Annotated in this window: 15 protein-coding genes and 1 pseudogene; 8 read left to right on the top strand and 8 right to left on the bottom strand. The window is 71.3% G+C overall.

Annotated features, from left to right (window positions below):
* Nucleotides 1–210: 210 nt before the first annotated feature.
* The 4 genes and pseudogenes from J5Y04_RS05610 to J5Y04_RS05595 form a co-directional block, all read left to right on the top strand.
* Nucleotides 211–1,254, top strand: a complete 1,044-nt coding sequence (locus tag J5Y04_RS05610) for a zinc-dependent alcohol dehydrogenase family protein (protein ID WP_209410703.1) — start codon at nt 211–213, stop codon at nt 1,252–1,254.
* 47 nt (nt 1,255–1,301) lie between these two features.
* Nucleotides 1,302–1,976, top strand: a complete 675-nt coding sequence (locus J5Y04_RS05605; RefSeq protein WP_307852945.1) for a pyridoxamine 5'-phosphate oxidase family protein — start codon at nt 1,302–1,304, stop codon at nt 1,974–1,976.
* Nucleotides 1,977–2,939: 963 nt separating this feature from the next.
* Nucleotides 2,940–5,570 carry a glycosyl hydrolase family 28-related protein gene (locus tag J5Y04_RS05600; RefSeq protein WP_209410694.1) on the top strand — a complete coding sequence of 877 codons (2,631 nt, stop codon included), beginning with the start codon at nt 2,940–2,942 and terminating at the stop codon, nt 5,568–5,570.
* Nucleotides 5,571–5,795: 225 nt separating this feature from the next.
* A pseudogene (locus J5Y04_RS05595) lies at nt 5,796–6,028 on the top strand (cation diffusion facilitator family transporter); the annotation flags it as partial.
* 183 nt (nt 6,029–6,211) lie between these two features.
* Here J5Y04_RS05595 and J5Y04_RS05590 read toward each other — a convergent pair.
* The gene (locus J5Y04_RS05590) at nt 6,212–6,361 is read right to left on the bottom strand and encodes a hypothetical protein (RefSeq protein ID WP_209410692.1); all 150 of its coding nucleotides are present in this window, start codon (nt 6,359–6,361) and stop codon (nt 6,212–6,214) included.
* Between the two features lie 237 nt (nt 6,362–6,598).
* On the opposite strand from J5Y04_RS05590, the gene J5Y04_RS05585 reads away from it, so the two are divergent.
* Complete coding sequence (locus J5Y04_RS05585; RefSeq protein ID WP_209410690.1) at nt 6,599–7,105, top strand: GNAT family N-acetyltransferase; 507 nt, start codon at nt 6,599–6,601, stop codon at nt 7,103–7,105.
* Between the two features lie 88 nt (nt 7,106–7,193).
* Here J5Y04_RS05585 and J5Y04_RS05580 read toward each other — a convergent pair whose 3' ends face one another.
* The 3 genes from J5Y04_RS05580 to J5Y04_RS05570 form a co-directional block, all read right to left on the bottom strand.
* Nucleotides 7,194–7,436: a hypothetical protein gene (locus J5Y04_RS05580; protein ID WP_209410688.1), complete on the bottom strand. Its 243-nt coding sequence runs from the start codon at nt 7,434–7,436 to the stop codon at nt 7,194–7,196.
* A 63-nt stretch (nt 7,437–7,499) separates the two neighbouring features.
* On the bottom strand, nt 7,500–7,970 hold the full coding sequence (locus tag J5Y04_RS05575) for a flavodoxin family protein (RefSeq protein ID WP_209410686.1): 471 nt from the start codon (nt 7,968–7,970) through the stop codon (nt 7,500–7,502).
* Nucleotides 7,971–8,342: 372 nt separating this feature from the next.
* On the bottom strand, nt 8,343–9,251 hold the full coding sequence (locus tag J5Y04_RS05570; RefSeq protein ID WP_209410684.1) for a LysR family transcriptional regulator: 909 nt from the start codon (nt 9,249–9,251) through the stop codon (nt 8,343–8,345).
* Nucleotides 9,252–9,335: 84 nt separating this feature from the next.
* Between J5Y04_RS05570 and J5Y04_RS05565 the strand changes: the two genes are divergently transcribed.
* From J5Y04_RS05565 to J5Y04_RS05555, 3 genes are all read left to right on the top strand, one after another.
* A complete protein-coding gene (locus J5Y04_RS05565; protein WP_245204356.1) occupies nt 9,336–10,274 on the top strand; it encodes a DMT family transporter in 939 nt (312 codons plus the stop codon).
* 164 nt (nt 10,275–10,438) lie between these two features.
* The gene (locus tag J5Y04_RS05560) at nt 10,439–11,101 is read left to right on the top strand and encodes a hypothetical protein (protein ID WP_209410682.1); all 663 of its coding nucleotides are present in this window, start codon (nt 10,439–10,441) and stop codon (nt 11,099–11,101) included.
* Nucleotides 11,102–11,316: 215 nt separating this feature from the next.
* Complete coding sequence (locus J5Y04_RS05555; protein WP_307852944.1) at nt 11,317–13,029, top strand: GAF domain-containing sensor histidine kinase; 1,713 nt, start codon at nt 11,317–11,319, stop codon at nt 13,027–13,029.
* A gap of 182 nt (nt 13,030–13,211) precedes the next feature.
* Here the strand turns inward: J5Y04_RS05555 and J5Y04_RS05550 are convergent, their stop codons facing one another.
* The 4 genes from J5Y04_RS05550 to J5Y04_RS05535 form a co-directional block, all read right to left on the bottom strand.
* Nucleotides 13,212–13,703 (bottom strand): pyridoxamine 5'-phosphate oxidase family protein, encoded by a 492-nt coding sequence (locus tag J5Y04_RS05550; RefSeq protein WP_209410680.1) that lies wholly within the window; start codon nt 13,701–13,703, stop codon nt 13,212–13,214.
* Nucleotides 13,704–13,840: 137 nt separating this feature from the next.
* Complete coding sequence (locus J5Y04_RS05545; RefSeq protein ID WP_209410679.1) at nt 13,841–14,536, bottom strand: response regulator transcription factor; 696 nt, start codon at nt 14,534–14,536, stop codon at nt 13,841–13,843.
* Nucleotides 14,537–14,739: 203 nt separating this feature from the next.
* Nucleotides 14,740–15,519, bottom strand: coding sequence for a trans-aconitate 2-methyltransferase (locus J5Y04_RS05540; RefSeq protein ID WP_209410677.1), 780 nt, complete (start codon nt 15,517–15,519; stop codon nt 14,740–14,742).
* Nucleotides 15,520–15,685: 166 nt separating this feature from the next.
* Nucleotides 15,686–16,174, bottom strand: a complete 489-nt coding sequence (locus J5Y04_RS05535; protein WP_209410675.1) for an HPP family protein — start codon at nt 16,172–16,174, stop codon at nt 15,686–15,688.
* Between the last annotated feature and the right edge of the window lie 344 nt (nt 16,175–16,518).

Raw genomic sequence — 16,518 nt, 5'->3', positions numbered from 1 at the left:
CTGCCGCGGTTGGGCGGAACGCTGGAGGAGTAGCGGAAGTGGAGCGATCGGAACCGGGCCCCTCCGGGCCGGCCGCCACCTGCGTCCGCCACCGCCCGCGTCGGCCGCCACCTGCACCGGCTGCCGTCCGGGCCGGCCACCACCCGGCTCCCCGCCGCCCGGCTCCGACGGCGGGGGAGGACCGAGGAGCCCGAGAGGAGTGACCGGGAGATGAAGGCGCTGACCTACCACGGACCGGGCCGCCGTACCTGGGGAGCGGTCCCCGACCCCGTCCTCCGCGACGCCGAGGACGCGATCGTCCGGGTGGACGCGGTCACCATCTGCGGCACCGACCTGCACATCCTCAAGGGCGACGTCCCCGAGGTCGTCGAAGGCCGGGTCCTCGGACACGAGGCCGTCGGCACCGTCACCGAGACCGGGCCGGGCGTGCGCACCGTCAAGGCCGGCGACCGCGTCCTGGTCTCCTGCATCTCGGCCTGCGGCCGCTGCGCCTACTGCCGCGCGGCGGCGTACGGTCAGTGCACCGGCGGTGGCGGCTGGATCCTCGGCCACCTGGTCGACGGCTGCCAGGCCGAGTACGTCCGCACCCCCTTTGCCGACAACTCGCTGCACCGGCTGCCCGAAGGGGTCACGGACGAGGCCGCGCTGCTGCTCGCCGACATCCTGCCCACCTCCTACGAGGTCGGCGTCCACAACGGCCGGGTGGGGCCCGGCGACACCGTCGTGGTCGTCGGCGCGGGCCCGATCGGCCTGGCCGCGATCCTCACCGCCCGGCTCTACAGCCCCGGCCGCATCATCGCGGTCGACCTCGCGCAGGCCCGCCTGGACGCCGCCAAGCGGTTCGGCGCGGACACCACCCTCACCGTCGCCGACGCGACCCCGGAGGCGGTGCGCGAACTGAGCGGGGACGGCCTGGGCGCGGACGTGGCGATCGAGGCGGTCGGCGTGCCCGAGTCCTTCGAACTCTGCACCCGCGTCGTCCGGCCCGGTGGGCGGGTGGCGAACGTCGGTGTGCACGGCAAACCGGCTCTGCTGCACCTGGAGGAGCTCTGGATCCGCAACCTCACCATCACCACCGGCCTGGTCGACACCCACAGCACCCCGCTGTTGCTCGACATGCTCGCCGCAGGCCGGCTGGACGTCGCCGGGCTGGTCACCCACCGCTTCGGCCTGGACGAGATGCAGGACGCGTACGACGTCTTCGCCGACGCCGGGGAGAACGGCGCCCTGAAGGTCGCCCTCTTCCGGGCGTGACCCAGGGGCACCGGCGGGGGACCGCCGTGACGAGCCGAGGAGCCACCGTGAACCACACCCCCGACCCCGACGTCATCGGACGGGCCGACCCCGCCGACGTCGCCCGCCGCGTCGTGGAGCGGCGCGACCAGCTCGGCATGACCGACCAGATGTTGGCCTACCAGGCCGCGATGGCACCCCGCTACCTTCGGCACCTGCTGAACGCCGGCCCGGCCTTCGACCCGGCCGGGTTCGCCCGGATCGGCGGAGCCCTGCGGATGTCCTGGTCCGAGTTGCTGGAGGGCCGCGCCGACGCCCCGCCGGGACAGTCCGAACCCGGGCCGCGACCGCTCCTGCTCCACCTCACCGAGCCGGAGTGCTGGGCGCTCATCGGCACCCACGGCATCGGCCGGGTCGGACTCCCCGTCCAGCCGGGGCCGGCCGTCTACCCGGTCAACTACGCGGTGACCGAGGGCACGATCGTCTACCGCACGGCGGCCCGGGGCAGCGCCGCGCCGGTGGACGGCTCGCCGGTCTCGTTCCAGGTCGACCACATCGACGACCACCTGAGCCGCGGCTGGAGCGTGCTGGTGCTGGGCGAGGCGCACCACGTCGACGACCCCGACGAGGCCGAGCGGCTCTCGCAACTGCCCGGCACCACCCCGTGGGCCGGCGGCGACCGTCCGCTCTGGGTACGCATCCGCCCCGACGAGATCACCGGCCGCCGCCTCGGCACCGCCTGACGGGCCGTCGGCCCCGGCGGGGACTGCCCGCGGCCCGGCGGTCGGCGGCCGCTGTCCGCGGCCCGCTGCCCGGCGTCGGAGGTCGGCGGTCGTGGAATCCGGGGTGCTGGTAAGAACCCTGTCACCAACCGCAGACGGCGGTGATCAGTCCTATGCCCTGGAGGGTGGGGGCAGCTCCGTCGTGTTGGCCGTCTCGGCGAGCGTGAGACGGCTTCCCTTCAGCTCGGGCACGTCGTTGCAGATGGTGTTGCGGGAGACGCCGAGGAGCTTTCGCGATCGAGGTGACGGTGTTCTCCGGGCAGGCGGGCAGGCGGGCAGGCGGGCAGGCGGGCAGGTCGCGGGCGTGACGTACGGTCACCTCATGCCGTGGGCCGCCTGAACTGCCGGGCGGCAGGACGCACATGCATGCGTCCCAGCGTGGTACGCCGCTCGGCAGGACACCGGGCGGCTACGGCTGGCCAGCGGCTCCACCGCGGCCGGCCCTTTCCAACCCGGCTTCGATGATCGCCTCTCGAAGCAGGAGGCCCGGATCTCAACTCCCAGGCCGGGATGGCGATCTGGCGCAACCGGCCATCGCTGCCCGCCGCCTGACCGGCAAGAGCAGCATCGCTTCCGTCCTTCGGCACCATGCCCGCGATGCCCGCCGGCCGCTCACCCTGCTCGGAAGAGGGGTCTGAGTTCATGGATACCAGGGCGTCGCGTACGGGCCCGTTGGCGTTGTCCTTTGCGGGGCCCGGGCCAGGGGCGCCCCGGCGGCGGCGCGCGCCCTCCAGGGGCTGCCACGGATCGTCGAGAGGGCCTGGCGCGCCTATCCTTGGAGGAGGCGGCTGTAGAGGATTCAGTAATACCTCCGGCGCCGATGAGATCGGACCACCGCCCGGCCTCCGCTGAGGACTCTCCCGGAACTGGCGTGTTCCCCGGACCTGCGTTTGCCAACGAAGTCTCAACGGAAGAGAAGCTCCGATGGACACCGTTATTGTCACCATGCAAGCCGCACAGAAGGTCACAGCCGGCCAGGCGGTCCGCATCACCCAATCACCGACCACCCCCGGATCACCGGCCACCCCCGTCACCCCTGCCGTCGCTCCTGCTGTCCCGCAGAGCAACAACCCCGACGACGAGACGTTGCATACCCTTCCGTTCTTTGGGATTGCTCTGCAGACAGCGGACGCCAGGACGAAGGTCGACGTTCAAATAGGCGGTGTTGTCCGAATAGACGGCGCTGTCTTCGGCGGCCTGGGCCCCGGAAAGTCTGGCGCGGTTGGCGTCAACAGTTCGGGAAAACTCGTGCGGGCTAACGCCGTGCGCGTGCGCAAAAACGATCCGACAAACGCAAAAGTCTGCATCAGTGCTCCGAACTGGATCGGTGACTGTGACGCTTCGGGCATGGTGACAATCCGGCCCCGCCGCGACACGCGGCTGAACGTGCTCGACTTCGGGGCAGCAGGGGATGGAAAGGCAGACGACACGGACGCGCTCCAAGATGCCCTGGACTGCGCAATGCGACTCGGAAAGATGACTGATGAACCGGCGTCCGACGGCAAAGTCGTCTACCTGCCTCCGGGTGACTACCTGATTAGGAAGCCTCTTGTCGTCTCGAACGGTTGCATTCTGGAGGGAGCCGGCTTTGGATTCAGAGGAACTTCCCGCATCATCGCAGATGTCGCAGGCGAAAAGGCGGATTTCAACCTCTCCACCAGGACCAGTCCCCTTGAACCCCCTCCACACGACCCTCCAATCCCTCCAGGTATCGGCGGCGGTATCGGTCAAGTCGGAGTAGACGCCGGAGAGACCGTTTATTGCGCAATTGCCCTGACGGGCCATTTTACCGTATCGCCCGATCGCGGTCGTGCTGACTATGCTGTGCTTCGCCAGTTCACCCTCGAGTCGAGGCCCCTACAAGCGAGGGGTACCACCGAGGCCGATCTCCATCAGGCCCCGCAGATGGATGGCGTACGAGTTCTGGCGCACGGCCCGTGGATCGAGAAGGTGCGGGTCGTTGGCTTCAGGCGTAACGGAATAACGATATACGCGAGCTACCCGCCTCGCTTCACGCCGGAAGTTAATGCCAACCTCACACAGATACGTGATTGCCTCATCATTAGCAATGGCCAGCATGGGCTCGACATCGGCAGCAAGGGTAAGGATAATGCAAATACCATGCTGGTCATGAACGTCTCTGCCACACAAAACGGGCGTGATGGAATTCATGATGCTTCGTATCTCGGCTGCACCTTCGTTTCGTGTCACACCGAAGCAAACCAGCACCGAAACATCAGTTCCGAAAGCGATGGCGCGTGGTCTGTGTACGTCGGTTGCTATGCCGAAGTGGATGCACCAGTGGTATTCAAGGGGGGTGGCCATGCCGCTGTAGTCGGAGGGGACATGGACATCACCCCGGACTCAAAGTACTGGGGCTTTGGCGCCGTCAGAGGAGGACCTGGACCCTCTGCCTTGAAAGTGACAAACAACCACTCCGAAGTGCACTTGTATCGGATCGTCAACGGTGGGATCGATATAGATGTGGGCGAGTTGCAGACGCCGCCCGACCCCCCACCAAGGGACCCACCCATCCCACCCTACCCCGCGCAAGGGTACCTATTTCGAGCAATAGTCGGCGGGCATACTCTCGGAGCTAGTCCGGAAAACCCGACCGGTATGCCTATTCAATGGTCCACCGAGGTCCCAACGGAAGGGGGCGTGACAAAAGATGGCGAGGTGAGATGGGAATGCCTGGGCAAATGCCCGCCTTCGATCGTAACGTCCAACGCCCTCGGAAGTAATGCGGATTCCACCATCATTCAGGATGTTCAGTCCGTGACGATGGACGGCAAGCTGAAACCCGTCGACGGGGATTCCCTCTTCCGTACCCAAGTCCAGATATCTCGGGATCCAGATAGCGATGACGCTCGTATCGGCAGGATTGAAACGTCCCTTCTGAGTGGTGGGTCTTTCCATACGTACTATCAAAACGCGTACGAAAACGGTCCGCGCCCCGGCGCGCTGATGCTTCCGGAAGCCTGGATTGGAAGACCTGACAATAACGGGGAGCGGCGAATCTGTGTTGTTTATGGCGGAACTCCCTTCGATACCCTTGCAGGTAGCTCAAACTTCTACCGCCCGGGTGATCTGATCCTCAATGGCCTTAGAGATGCAGAGCGCGAAGGCCCGATCGGGTGGGCGGTGCGGGCTCCGTGTGGAAGGGGGCGAAAGGCTTCTACCTGGGCTCCCGGGACGCACTACATCATCGGGCAAACCGTCACGCCGACTCCCCCCAATGACTTCCTGTATCGGCTGACCGCCTACAAGCCCGGTGGCCCGTTGAACCCGCACGACAACATCTCCGGTCCAAGTCAGCCGCGGTCCTGGAGCCGGGACCTGCCCCAGCAGGTTGGAGTGGTCACTGAGGACAATTGTCTGAAGTGGGAGACGCTCTATGACTTGGATGTCATCGCAAACAGAAAGTACCTTGAGCCGATTCCACAGGGCGTGCCAGATCAGAAGGACTCGACCACGACGGACATTATCCAGCTGAGAAATGATTTCAACGCACTTCTTGCCAAGCTGAGAGCGGCGCACCTGTTGCGAGAGTAAGCGGAGGCGGACGGGACTGATACCGGGAATGCCGCATCTCATCGACTCCGCCATTGACTGAGCTGAGTGTGCTGAACGTTGATGGCACAGCGGGCCGGTGGCACTTCGAAGGCGGAGCCAGTATGACTCTCGTGTCGCCAACTATGCGAGCACACGAGCGTCGTGACGGTATGACACCGTGCAGGGAGGCATAACTTTTCCACGGCCGAGCACGTCCAGCGCGATGTCCGAGACGTGGGACAGGTCCGCATGCGCTGGATCGGCCACACACTGGGCGCCGAAGCCGACTTCGTCGTCGCCCCGCAGCTCACCGAGGTCCAGGCCCACGAACTCGCGGTCGCCGCCGAACACGCCTCATCCACGCCGTCTCCCGGCCGACTGCCGCCGGCGTCCACACCGATGTGACCGAGGGCCACGGCAAACCAGACGCCGCACTCGCCCACCATGCCGAAGCCTGAACCCCGACAACCCTCCAGGTTCAGAATCGGGCACTCGCGGATCCCTGGGGCTCAGCACCGACTGCTCGACGGCCGCAGCGGTACGAGGGAGGGGACCCGTCGAGCCCGCAGTGAGGTTCAGGCGGGTGTCCATGTCGAGATTTACCTCCCCGTACGGGCGGATGTGGGACCAGAACAGCGGGGTCAGGCCACGTCGGTTGGCGGGTGTGAGAAGTTCGGCCTGAACAGATCCGGCGGTAGCCCGATCGCCCGCACCGTCAGCAGCTTGTCGATCTCGGTGAGCATCGTCACCAGGCTCACGTTGCCCGGCGCCTCCTTGATCGTCCCCAGCACCGGCGGCGTGTCCTCACCCTCTCTGCCACCGCCTGCGGGTCCCAGCGGAGGACGGGCCGTGATCGCCGATCGTCCTCGCTGGGCCTCACTCGCCGGAGCCGTACGGCCCGGAACTCACCCACGCAGGTGGCACCGGCGCAAGATCATTCCCGTTTGCGGCTGGTGACAGCGTTCTTACCGGCACCCCAATCCGGCGGTATCCCCCACGCGCCCGGCCGCACCGTCGAGGATGGCCCCATGCCCCACGTACTCGAATCCCCCCGCCCCGACGACGCCCTGGCTCTCGGCCCACTTCAGCTGAGGGTCTGGCTGGAGACGTATCCCTGTGAGGACGCCGGGATCGACGAAGCCTGGATCCGCGAGCAGCACGGCTCCTCCGCCACGGCGGACGGGATCGCCGGGTGGCGGGCGTTCATCGAGGCGGCGCTGCGGCAGCCGGACCTGCTGTTCTGCCTCGTCGCCCGCTCCGGGGCTGAGGCCGTCGGGTTCGTCTGCGGCCGCCGGGACGAGGCGGTCACGCTCGGCCCGATGTACCTGTCGAACGAAGCCCAGGGCCAGGGGCTCGGCGACCGGATGATGCGTGAGTTCCTCGTGTGGGCGGGGGACGCACCCGTGCGGCTGTGGGTCACCGACTACAACACGCGGGCGATCCGCTTCTACCGGCGCCACGGATTCGAGGCCACGGGCGAGCGCGAGCTCTGGCGCGGGAGGCTGCCGAACCTGCGCATGGTGCGGGAACCGTGAGCGCCGCCCAGGGAGCACCAGTTGGCGCGCCGCCCCTGGACGGGGAGGGACGGAGGTCGGCGAGCCGGCGGGGGTCGCGGCGGCGACCTCAGACACCATCGGCCCGCCGCTCGCACCGGAGGCCCTTGCGCAGGAGATCGGTGATGCGCAGGACCTGGGCGGTTCGGGCGGAGCCGAGGTTGATCAGGTAGGCACCGGTCAGCCGACCGTAGTCCCAGTCCACTTCGAGTGATGGCAGCTTGGCGGCGGCGAGCGCGAGGACAGCGCTGAGCTCCTTCGGGGTCGGCGAGGACCCCCAGCCGGAGCCGTCAGGATTCCGGGGCGGTGTCAAGCGGTCAGAGCATCACCGCTGGTTGGGGATGCGGTAGAGGCCGATGCCTCGGGGCACCACTGGTCAGGACACCGGCCCTTGCCTGTCCCGCAGCCGCCCGGCGAACGCCTGCGCGGCGGCCAGGTCCTCGGTGTTCGGCCGCTGTTTGTTGATGCCGCCGACGAGCTTGAAGGGCGTCCAGGTGTCGAACCCCCGGCATGAGAAGCTCCCCTCCACCTGGAAGCCCTTGCCTTCGAGGAGTTGGACCAGGGGGCGGGTGAAAGGCGCCGGCGGGATCTCGGGGAGCCCGCTGGTGGCGAACACGAACGCCCGGCCCCGCCCGGGGGGAAGTGCCTTGACGAGGTCGGTCAGGCGGGGGTGGAGTCTGGTGTAGAAGACTCCCGAGCCGAATCCCACGAGGTCGGCGTCGGCCAGCTCCGTCAGGTCGGCCTGCTCGGGGGAGACGACGTTCGCGCCCAGGACCTGGGCCATGGCGGCTGCGACGCGCCGGGTATTGCCGTGCGACACGGAGGCGCACACGATGACGGTCTTCATCCTCACGATCCCTTCTCTCGCTTCCGCCTTGAAGACAGGGCAGCGGCGTCAGATGTGACACCGCTCAAGCGTGACGGCGGCCACACCGGACGGACGGCGACGAGTCCCCGGCCGCTCGGTGGTCCAGCCATGGATGGTGATGGTGCCGGCCAGGACCGGCGCGGAGACGGGTGCGGCCACCGGTGATCATCGGTCTGTGAAGACGGAAGACCGGTCGGTGGCTGCGGGCCGCAGCAGAGATCCCCGGCCGTTGGCGGGAGGCGCTCGATGTGGCCACGGGGCGGACCGCGGACCGGTTCGCTCGGGTGGAACCGCGGCGCCGGGCACGGGCGTTCGTCCTGGGCCTGCTCGCGGGCCTGCTCGCGGACCTGCTCAGGCCCGGGGCGCGCCGGCCGGGCCGGCCTGCTCGCGCAGCAGTTCGCGGACCAGCGAGAGCGCCGGCCACCGGAGCCGGCCGTGGCGCGCCACCGCGTACGCGCGCAGCACGACGGGCGGGTCGTCCAGCGGGACGAAGCGCACGCCGGGGACGGCAGGCCGTCCCGCGGGCAGCAGCGCCACGCCCAGGCCGGCGGCGACCATGTGCTCGACCAGGCCGAGGCTGTCGGCGCGGTGGGTGACCCGGGGGTCGAACCCCGCCATCGAGGAGAGCGTGCGCACCACCGTCTCGTCGGCGGTGTGGCGGGAGTTGACGATCCAGTCCAGCCCGGCACAGGCGGTGAAGACCCGGACGGCGCCGTCGGCGGGTACGTCCAGGCCCGCCGGTACGCCCAGTCCGCACCGGGCCGTCCACAGCGGGGCCGCGTCGGCCGAGGGGTCGACCGGGGCCGGCGCGAGGTTGTAGTCGTAGGTGAGCGCCAGGTCCACCGTGTCGTCCGCCAGCAGCGCCAGTGACTCCGGCGGTTCGTGCTCGCGCACCAGCAGCCGAACCCGCGGGTACGCCTCGGCCAGCCGGACGACCAGGGGGAGGAGGTGGTCCCGCACCCCCGTGAGGTAGCCGGCCACCCGCACCGTGCCGTTCGGCTCGGCGCCCGCGCTCAGGTCGATGCGGGCGGCCTCCACCGCGTCCAGGATGCGCGCTCCGTGCTCGGCGAGCCGTCGGCCGGCCGGGGTCAGCCGCACCCCGCGCCCGTCCGGCTCGATGAGCACCTGTCCCACCTCCTTCGACAGCGCGGCGAGCTGCTGCGACACGGTCGAGGTCGTGACGTGGAGGCTCTCGGCGACGGCGCGCATCGAGCCGAGGCGCGTCAGCTCGCAGAGCAGGGCGAGTCGGCGGGTGTCCATCACTCCATCGTTCATGATTCATGAACGGACTGTCCAGAAATGGCACGTGGACGGCAACGGTCATCAGGCGGTCCAATGATCCCCATGACCCCGTACAAGCAGGCCCCGCCGAGCCGTGGCGGCTCCCGGTCCGGCGCTGCCATGGCACTCGCCGCCATGACCAGCGTCCAGGCCGGCCTCGCCCTCTCTGCCGCCCAGTTCGACCGGCTGGGCCCGGTCGCCGCCGCCTGGCTCCGGCTGGTCTGGGCCGGGCTGATCCTGCTGGTGCTGGCCCGGCCCCGGCGCGCCGACTTCACCCGCGCCGGCCTGCGGGCCTGCCTGGCCCTCGGCGTGGTCACCGCGGGGATGATGTCCCTGTTCATGCTCGCCGTCGCTCGCATCCCGCTCGGCACGGCGAGCGCGCTGGAATACCTCGGCCCGCTCGCGGTCTCCCTGTACGGCGGGCGCCGGGCCGGTCTGTTGCAGTGGAGCGTGCTGGCCGGCGCGGGAGTCCTGCTGCTGACCGAACCCTGGCACGGCGGCACGGACCTCGTCGGCATCGCCCTCGCGCTCGGCGCCGGCGCCTGCTGGGCCGGTTACATCGTCCTCACCCAGCACGCCGGCGACCAGGTGGAGGGCCTCAAGGGACTCGCGGTGTCCCTACCGACCGCCGCGCTCGTCACCACCGTCCTCGCCGGCCCGTCCGCGATCGGCGGGCTCACGCCCTCGCTGGTGCTCGTCGGCCTGCTGCTGGCCGCACTCGCGCCGCTGCTCCCGTTCTGCCTCGAACTCCTGGCCCTCCGACGGCTCACCACCGGCGCCTTCGGCACCCTGATGAGCCTGGAGCCGGCCATCGCCACGGCCATCGGCGTCGTGCTGCTCGGCCAGGTCCCCGGTTCGGCCGGCCTGGTGGGCGTCGCCTGCGTGGTGACCGCCGGTGTCGCCGTCGTCCGCACGGGCGGGCGTGCACCCGCCGAAGCTCTCCGCACCCCGGCGGCCGCGGAGGAGCCCACCACGCCGGTGCCCGTCCACCAGGCCGGGTGACCAGGCCGGGTGACCGGGCGGGGTGACCAGGCCAACGCGTGGCCGGCCTGCCGGTGAGTGGCCGGCGGGCCGACGGGCCGGCGGGAGGAGTCCGGCGGGTGCGGAGGATCGCCGGGGCCCGAAAATCCCGGTCGGGAACCTGGGCGGCCTGTCACCCTGGGTGGATGCTGCTCGAGCTGACCGGCTCCAGCGGAGCGGGCAAGACCACACTCGCCCTCGCCGTCGCCGACCGACTGGACGGGGTCGTGGTGCACGACTTCGACGAGGTCGGCGTCCCGGACCCGCCGATCCCGCCCGGCTGGCGCAATCGCACGACCGAGGTGTGGGTACGCCGCGGGCTGGAGTACCAGGCCCGCGGAACGGACCTGCTGCTGTCCGGCAACTCGCCGTTGGGCGAGGTTCTGGCCGCTCCCTCGGCCCCGTTGCCGGACGGGATCGCCGTCTGCCTGATCGATGTCGCGGACCAGGACCGGCGCGACCGTCTCGCCGTACGCGACGGCGGCCGATGGGACCAGGCCGCCACCGACGCCTTCTGCGGCTGGGCGGCCTGGCACCGCGGGCACGCCCGCGACCCGCGCTTCCGGCCCGACGTCATCATCGACGGGAGCCGGCCGGAGATGGCCTGGCACCGGTGGACCACGTGGACCGCCGAGGACCCGCGATGGCGCACCCACCTGATCGACACCACCGGCCGGTCCCTGGCGACGTCCGTGGACCAGGTGGAGCGATGGGCCACCGAACAGCGCGAGGCACAGCGGTCGGGCCGGCTGGCCCTCGCCCGAGGCTGGGCGGACGAGACTCCCCGTCCGACCGGCCACGATGCCTGATCCACGGGTAGGACACGCCCCGACGCGCTGACGCCCCGACGCCCTCCGGGCCTGACGCTCCCCGGCCCCGGAACCCGTTCGCCGACGCCCCTGCCCGGTCCCCGGGCGGGTGCCCGGGCGCCGTTCCGCTGGTCGCGGGGGCTCTGCCAGAATCGGGGTCGTCGCTGGAGAACGGCAGGGGCACGACGGGGGCACGGCGGGGACGAGGAGGACCGGTGGGCGGCGACGTAGAGCGGTCGCGCATTCCACAGCTGCGGTTGGACGAGCTGCTGGAGGAGCTCCAGGCGCGGATCGACGCGGCCCGGGGCACCCGCGACCGGGTGCACAGCCTGCTGGAGGCCGTGCTGTCGGTGGGCCGCGAGCTGGATCTGACGCAGGTGCTGCGGCGGATCGTCGAGGCGGCCGCCGTGCTGGCCGACGCCAGGTACGCCGCGCTCGGCGTGATCGGGCCGGACGGCGAAACGCTGTCGCAGTTCCTGACGGTGGGCCTGTCGGAGGAGGAGATCGCGCGGATCGGCCCCTACCCGACCGGCAAGGGGCTGCTCGGCGAGCTGATCCGGCACCCGGAGGCGCTGCGGCTGGCCGACCTCAACGAGCACCCGGCCTCCTACGGCTGCCCGGCGCACCACCCCACGATGCGGACCTTCCTCGGCGTCCCGGTCCGGGTGCGCGACGAGGTGTTCGGCAATCTCTACCTCACCGACAAGCGGGGCGGCGAGGAGTTCGACGCCGACGACGAGTCGGTGATCGCGACGCTGGCCGTCGCGGCGGGCGTCGCGATCGACAACGCCCGGCTGTACGAGGAGGCGCAGCGCCAGCAGCGCTGGCTGAGCGCGAGCGCGGAGATCAACCGGACCCTGCTGTCGGGGACGTCCCGCTCGGACGTCGTGGAGCTGATCGCGCAGCGGGCCCGGGAGATCACCGGGGCGGACCTGGCGGACGTGTCCGTGCCGGTCGCCGGGACGGACACGCTGCGGGTGGAACTGGCGCTCGGCGGGGACACCGCCGGGCGGCTGGGCCTGGTGGTGGCGCAGGACGGGTCGCTGTCGGGCAAGGCGTGCGCCGACGCCTCGCCGGTCACCACGGCCGACCTGGACGGCGATCCGCGACTGACCGCCGGCCCGCGTCGCTTCGAGGGCCTGGGGCCGGCCGTGGCGGTGCCGCTGGGCCGTTCCGCCGGGCGCATCGCGGGGGTGCTGCTGCTCGCCCGGCGGGCGGGGGAGGCGCTCTTCACCGAGCGGGAGATCGGACCGCTGCTCGGCTTCGCCGACCAGGCGGCGCTGGCGCTGGAGCTCGGGGAGCGGCGCCGCGACGCCGAGCAGCTCGCCATGCTGGAGGACCGGGACCGGATCGCCCGCGATCTGCACGACCTCGCGATCCAGCGGCTCTTCGCCACCGGCATGACGCTGCAGAGCGCGGCCCGGTTCATCGACCACTCCGGGGCGTCCGACCGCGTGCTCCGTGCCGTGGGGGACCTCGACGAGACCATCAAGATCATCCGATCGACCATCTTCGGCCTCCGGGCCCGGGAGGAGGGGGCCGGGCAGGGCCTGAGGGCCCGGGCGGTCCGGACGACGGAGGAGGCCCAGGCCGCCCTCGGGTTCCCGCCGAGGCTCAGCATGGAGGGCCTGCTGGACACGGACGTCCCGGCGGAGGTCGCCGACCACGTCGTGGCGGTCCTGGGCGAGGCGCTCAGCAACGCCGCCCGGCACGCCGGGGCCCGCCGGGTCGAGGTTGTGCTCCAGGCGACCGGGGCGCAGGTGCGGCTGACCGTCCAGGACGACGGCGTCGGAATCCCGGAGCAGGGGCGGCGCAGCGGTCTGCGCAACCTGGCCGAACGGGCCGACGGCGTGGGCGGGGCGTTCGAGATCGCGCCGGCGCCGGAGGGCGGTACGAGGCTGGACTGGTGGGCACCGCTGGGCGCGTGAGCCCGGCGGCCGTCAGGCGGCCGTACGTTGGCCGTACGGTGGCGCCGCCGGATGCCCGGCGTGTGCGGGACGGGTACCCGGCGGGGGCGGACGGCCGTCCGGCCGGTACGAGCGGGGTGCCGGGTCAGGACGCGCGGGCCGGGTGCCGGGTGCCGGGGCATGGCGGGGGCGGAGGCGCCGGGTCAGGACGAGAGGGGCGCGACCGCCAGGTCGGTGAGGAAGCGGCCGGTCACCAGCTCGGGGCGGATCCGGATCGACACCCGGACGGGCGATGGCGGGCCCTTGACCGCACCGGTCGCACCGGTCGCACCGGCCGCTCCGACTGCACCTGTTGCACCGGCCGCACCGGTCGGCGGCGGGTCTTCGGTCACGTCGGCGCGGCCGAGTACGGTGACGCTCCAGCCGCTGCCGTCCGCGGCGTCGACCTCGCCGGTCTCGAAGGCGACGAGCGCGCCGTCCACCGCACGGACCAGCTCGGAACGGGCGGCGCTGCGCAGCAGCACGCTGCCGTCGTCGTCGAGGCGGTAACGGATCGGCAGGACGGCCGGCAGCGCGCCGACGGTGTAGACGACACGCCCGACCGAGGCCCCGGCCAGCAGCCGCAGGCACTGCCGCTCGTCCAGCGGCGTGTGGTCGGGGGGAGCGGGGGCGGGCGGAGTGTGGGCGGAGGTCATGACACCGATGCTCCCGCCGGATCCGTCGCGGGGTGAGGGGCCTTCGGTCCCTCTCGGACGCCGAACGGTCCCGGGCGGGGTGGGACCGTGGGCGGGCGCGGGCGCGGGCGCGGGCGCGGGTGCGGGCGCGTCGGGGCTCACAGGACGGAGCGCCCCGTCGGTCGGCCGACGGCGGTGGCCTGGGTGGCGATGAGCGCGGCCTGGACCCGGCGCTCGACGCCGAGCTTGGCCAGCAGTCGGGAGACGTGGTTCTTGACGGTCTTCTCGGCCAGATAGAGCCGCTGGCCGATCTGGCGGTTGGTCAGCCCTTCGCCGACCAGGGCGAGGATCTCCCGCTCCCGCTCGGTGAGTTCGGGAAAGGCGGGGGCCTGGGCGGGGGTGTCGCCGCGCAGGCGGGCCATCAGGCGGGTGGCGGCGCCGGGGTCGAGCATGGACTGGCCGGAGGCGATCGTGCGGACGGCGGAGACCAGGTCGGTGCCGCTGATCTGCTTGAGCACGTAGCCGGCGGCGCCGGCCATGATCGAGTCGAGCAGGGCCTCCTCGTCGTCGAAGGAGGTGAGGATCAGACACGCCAACTCGGGCATCCGCGAGCGCAGTTCGCGGCAGACGGTGACGCCGTCGCCGTCCGGCAGGCGCATGTCCAGAATGGCGACGTCCGGCCGCAGGGCCGGAACGCGTGCCAGTGCCTGCTCGACGGTGGCGGCCTCGCCGATGACGGTCAGATCGGGCTCGGCGTCCAGCAGGTCGTACACGCCCCGGCGGACGACCTCGTGGTCGTCGAGGAGGAACACCTTGACGGGGGTGTTCGCCTGGGTCGCCGTGTTGTCCGCCATGACTTCTCCGTAAGCCTGGGCCCGCTGCCGCGGCGGGCCGGATGGAACCTCCGAGGAGTCTGCCCCTCCCGGCGGCGGTCCGCCAGGGCCGGAGGGCCCCATTGCCTCTGCCGCCCTTCCCCTCCCGCCTGCTCCTGCGGCCCTTCCCCTCCCGCCGCCCGCCGCCGGTCTACCCCTGACACCCTTCTCCGCCCGCCGCCCGTCTACTCCTGCCGTCCGTCGCGCCGGCGTGCGAGGTGGACGGTGATGTCGGCGGCGATCTCGACCGTCTCCGGAAGCACCCGCAGGATCCGGCCGAGGACCTCCTCCCGCTCGGGGGGAGGCAGGACGAGGTAGGCGGAGACGGTCGAGAGGTGACCGACGTAGTCGTGGGAGCTCAGCGTCAGGCGCCGTTCGAAGACGGACTGCCGCACGCCGGTGAACCACTCGGACCGCTGGAGCTCCGTGCCCGGCCACTGCATGGCGTGCTCCGGAGGCGTCCCGTCCGGGGACGGGACCTCGTCGCTCTCCAGGAACGGTGCCCGCGCCGCGCGGACGGCGTCCTCCACGGCGGGGTCGGCCGGCTGGACCGGCCCGCCGAAACAGGCGAACACGCCACCGGGTTCCAGCAGTCCGGCCATGCGTGACCAGCGGCCCTCCGGACTGGTCCAGTGCAGCGCCGCCGCCGCGTAGACCAGCCCGTACCGGTCACCCGGTGGCAGGTCCAAGTCCTCGAACGCCGCCCGGAGCGTTCTGGCACCGGCCGGTACGTGGCGGCGCAGCTCGGCGAGCATCGCTCCGTCGGGTTCGGTCGCGGTGACGGCGATCCCCTGCCGGGCGAACAGGCGGGTCGCCTTGCCCGTCCCGGCACCGATTTCGAGGGCGGTCCTGATCGGACGGCCCGCGTACGCCGTCACCAGTTCGAAGAGCTCCGGGGGATACCCCGGCCGGAACCGTTCGTACGCTTGCGCCATCACCCCGAAGCTCAGTGCGCGATCAGTCATGCCGGGCATGGTGGCACGAACCGGCGCTCGGCGCACGGCAGTTCCGCGCGACCGGGCTGGAGCGGCCCGCAGGACACAGCGTCAACGCGGGGGCGGCGGCACCGGCGGCACGGCGGCGGACGGTGTGGGCCGCCGGCCCGGCACCGGCGCAGGGTCGGGCGGGGGTTCACCAGGTGAGCGGGTAGCGCTCCGGGTGCCCGCCGATCCGGCCGGGGAGCAGGCCGATGGCCACCAGGAGGGCCGTGGACAGGGCGAGCAGCGGGAGGAAATGGGTCGGCGACGGCGCCTGGAGCACCACGATCACGGAGGTGGCGGCGGCGGGGGAGTGCGAGAGGTGGGTCAGCATCATCGCGCCCAGCGAGAGCCCGGCCGCGACCGCCGCGCCCCAGGCGGTGCTCCCGGTCACCGCGAGCGTGGCGAACCCGATCACGGCGGAGAGCAGCTGGCCGCCGACCAGGTTGCGCGGCTGCGAGATCGGCAGCCCGGGCGCACCGTGGACCAGGGCCGCGCTGGCGGCCAGCGGCGGGATCAGCAGCGGCTGCCGAAGCACCACGCCGACCCCGACCAGTACCAGGAGCGCGCCGATCGCGAAGACGGTGGTGCGCAGAACGTGCAGCGGATGCGGCCGGGGCCGGGCGGGCGGGGGCGTAGGCATGCGGGGGCTCCGGGCAGGCAGGACAAGGGCCCGGAGATGATAAACAGATTGTTGATTGAAGAGGAAAACATTGCCCCGGGGGCAACCGGCTTGACCCTTGCGATCAAGATCGGATACCGGATACCGGATACCGGATACCGGATACCGGATGCGGGGTTCCGGGGCGGGTGTGCGCTGGGGGCGCCCACTGGGGGGGCGTGAACGTGCCGCCCCGCGCCGGGGGGTTCACGCCGACGCGACGCGATGCGCTCTACTGCTCCCCCTGTACGCGCAGTACCGAAGGTGGTGGCATGTACGCGACAACCCGCCGGGTGGTCCGCACGTGGGGGTGCGAGACCCGCAAC

This window comes from Kitasatospora sp. RG8 (assembly GCF_017813315.1).
Classification (GTDB): domain Bacteria; phylum Actinomycetota; class Actinomycetes; order Streptomycetales; family Streptomycetaceae; genus Kitasatospora.
The sequence above is the reverse complement of the archived record's forward strand: the minus strand, read 5'-3'. Positions and strand labels throughout refer to the sequence as shown.

Bases quoted from the DNA above. Each gene is read 5' to 3' on its own strand.
- J5Y04_RS05610 (WP_209410703.1), top strand. From the start codon at position 211: ATGAAGGCGCTGACCTACCACGGACCGGGCCGCCGTACCTGGGGAGCG.
- J5Y04_RS05600 (WP_209410694.1), top strand. From the start codon at position 2,940: ATGGACACCGTTATTGTCACCATGCAAGCCGCACAGAAGGTCACAGCC.
- J5Y04_RS05585 (WP_209410690.1), top strand. From the start codon at position 6,599: ATGCCCCACGTACTCGAATCCCCCCGCCCCGACGACGCCCTGGCTCTC.
- J5Y04_RS05575 (WP_209410686.1), bottom strand. From the start codon at position 7,970: ATGAAGACCGTCATCGTGTGCGCCTCCGTGTCGCACGGCAATACCCGG.
- J5Y04_RS05570 (WP_209410684.1), bottom strand. From the start codon at position 9,251: ATGGACACCCGCCGACTCGCCCTGCTCTGCGAGCTGACGCGCCTCGGC.
- J5Y04_RS05565 (WP_245204356.1), top strand. From the start codon at position 9,336: ATGACCCCGTACAAGCAGGCCCCGCCGAGCCGTGGCGGCTCCCGGTCC.
- J5Y04_RS05560 (WP_209410682.1), top strand. From the start codon at position 10,439: ATGCTGCTCGAGCTGACCGGCTCCAGCGGAGCGGGCAAGACCACACTC.
- J5Y04_RS05550 (WP_209410680.1), bottom strand. From the start codon at position 13,703: ATGACCTCCGCCCACACTCCGCCCGCCCCCGCTCCCCCCGACCACACG.
- J5Y04_RS05545 (WP_209410679.1), bottom strand. From the start codon at position 14,536: ATGGCGGACAACACGGCGACCCAGGCGAACACCCCCGTCAAGGTGTTC.
- J5Y04_RS05540 (WP_209410677.1), bottom strand. From the start codon at position 15,519: ATGACTGATCGCGCACTGAGCTTCGGGGTGATGGCGCAAGCGTACGAA.
- J5Y04_RS05535 (WP_209410675.1), bottom strand. From the start codon at position 16,174: ATGCCTACGCCCCCGCCCGCCCGGCCCCGGCCGCATCCGCTGCACGTT.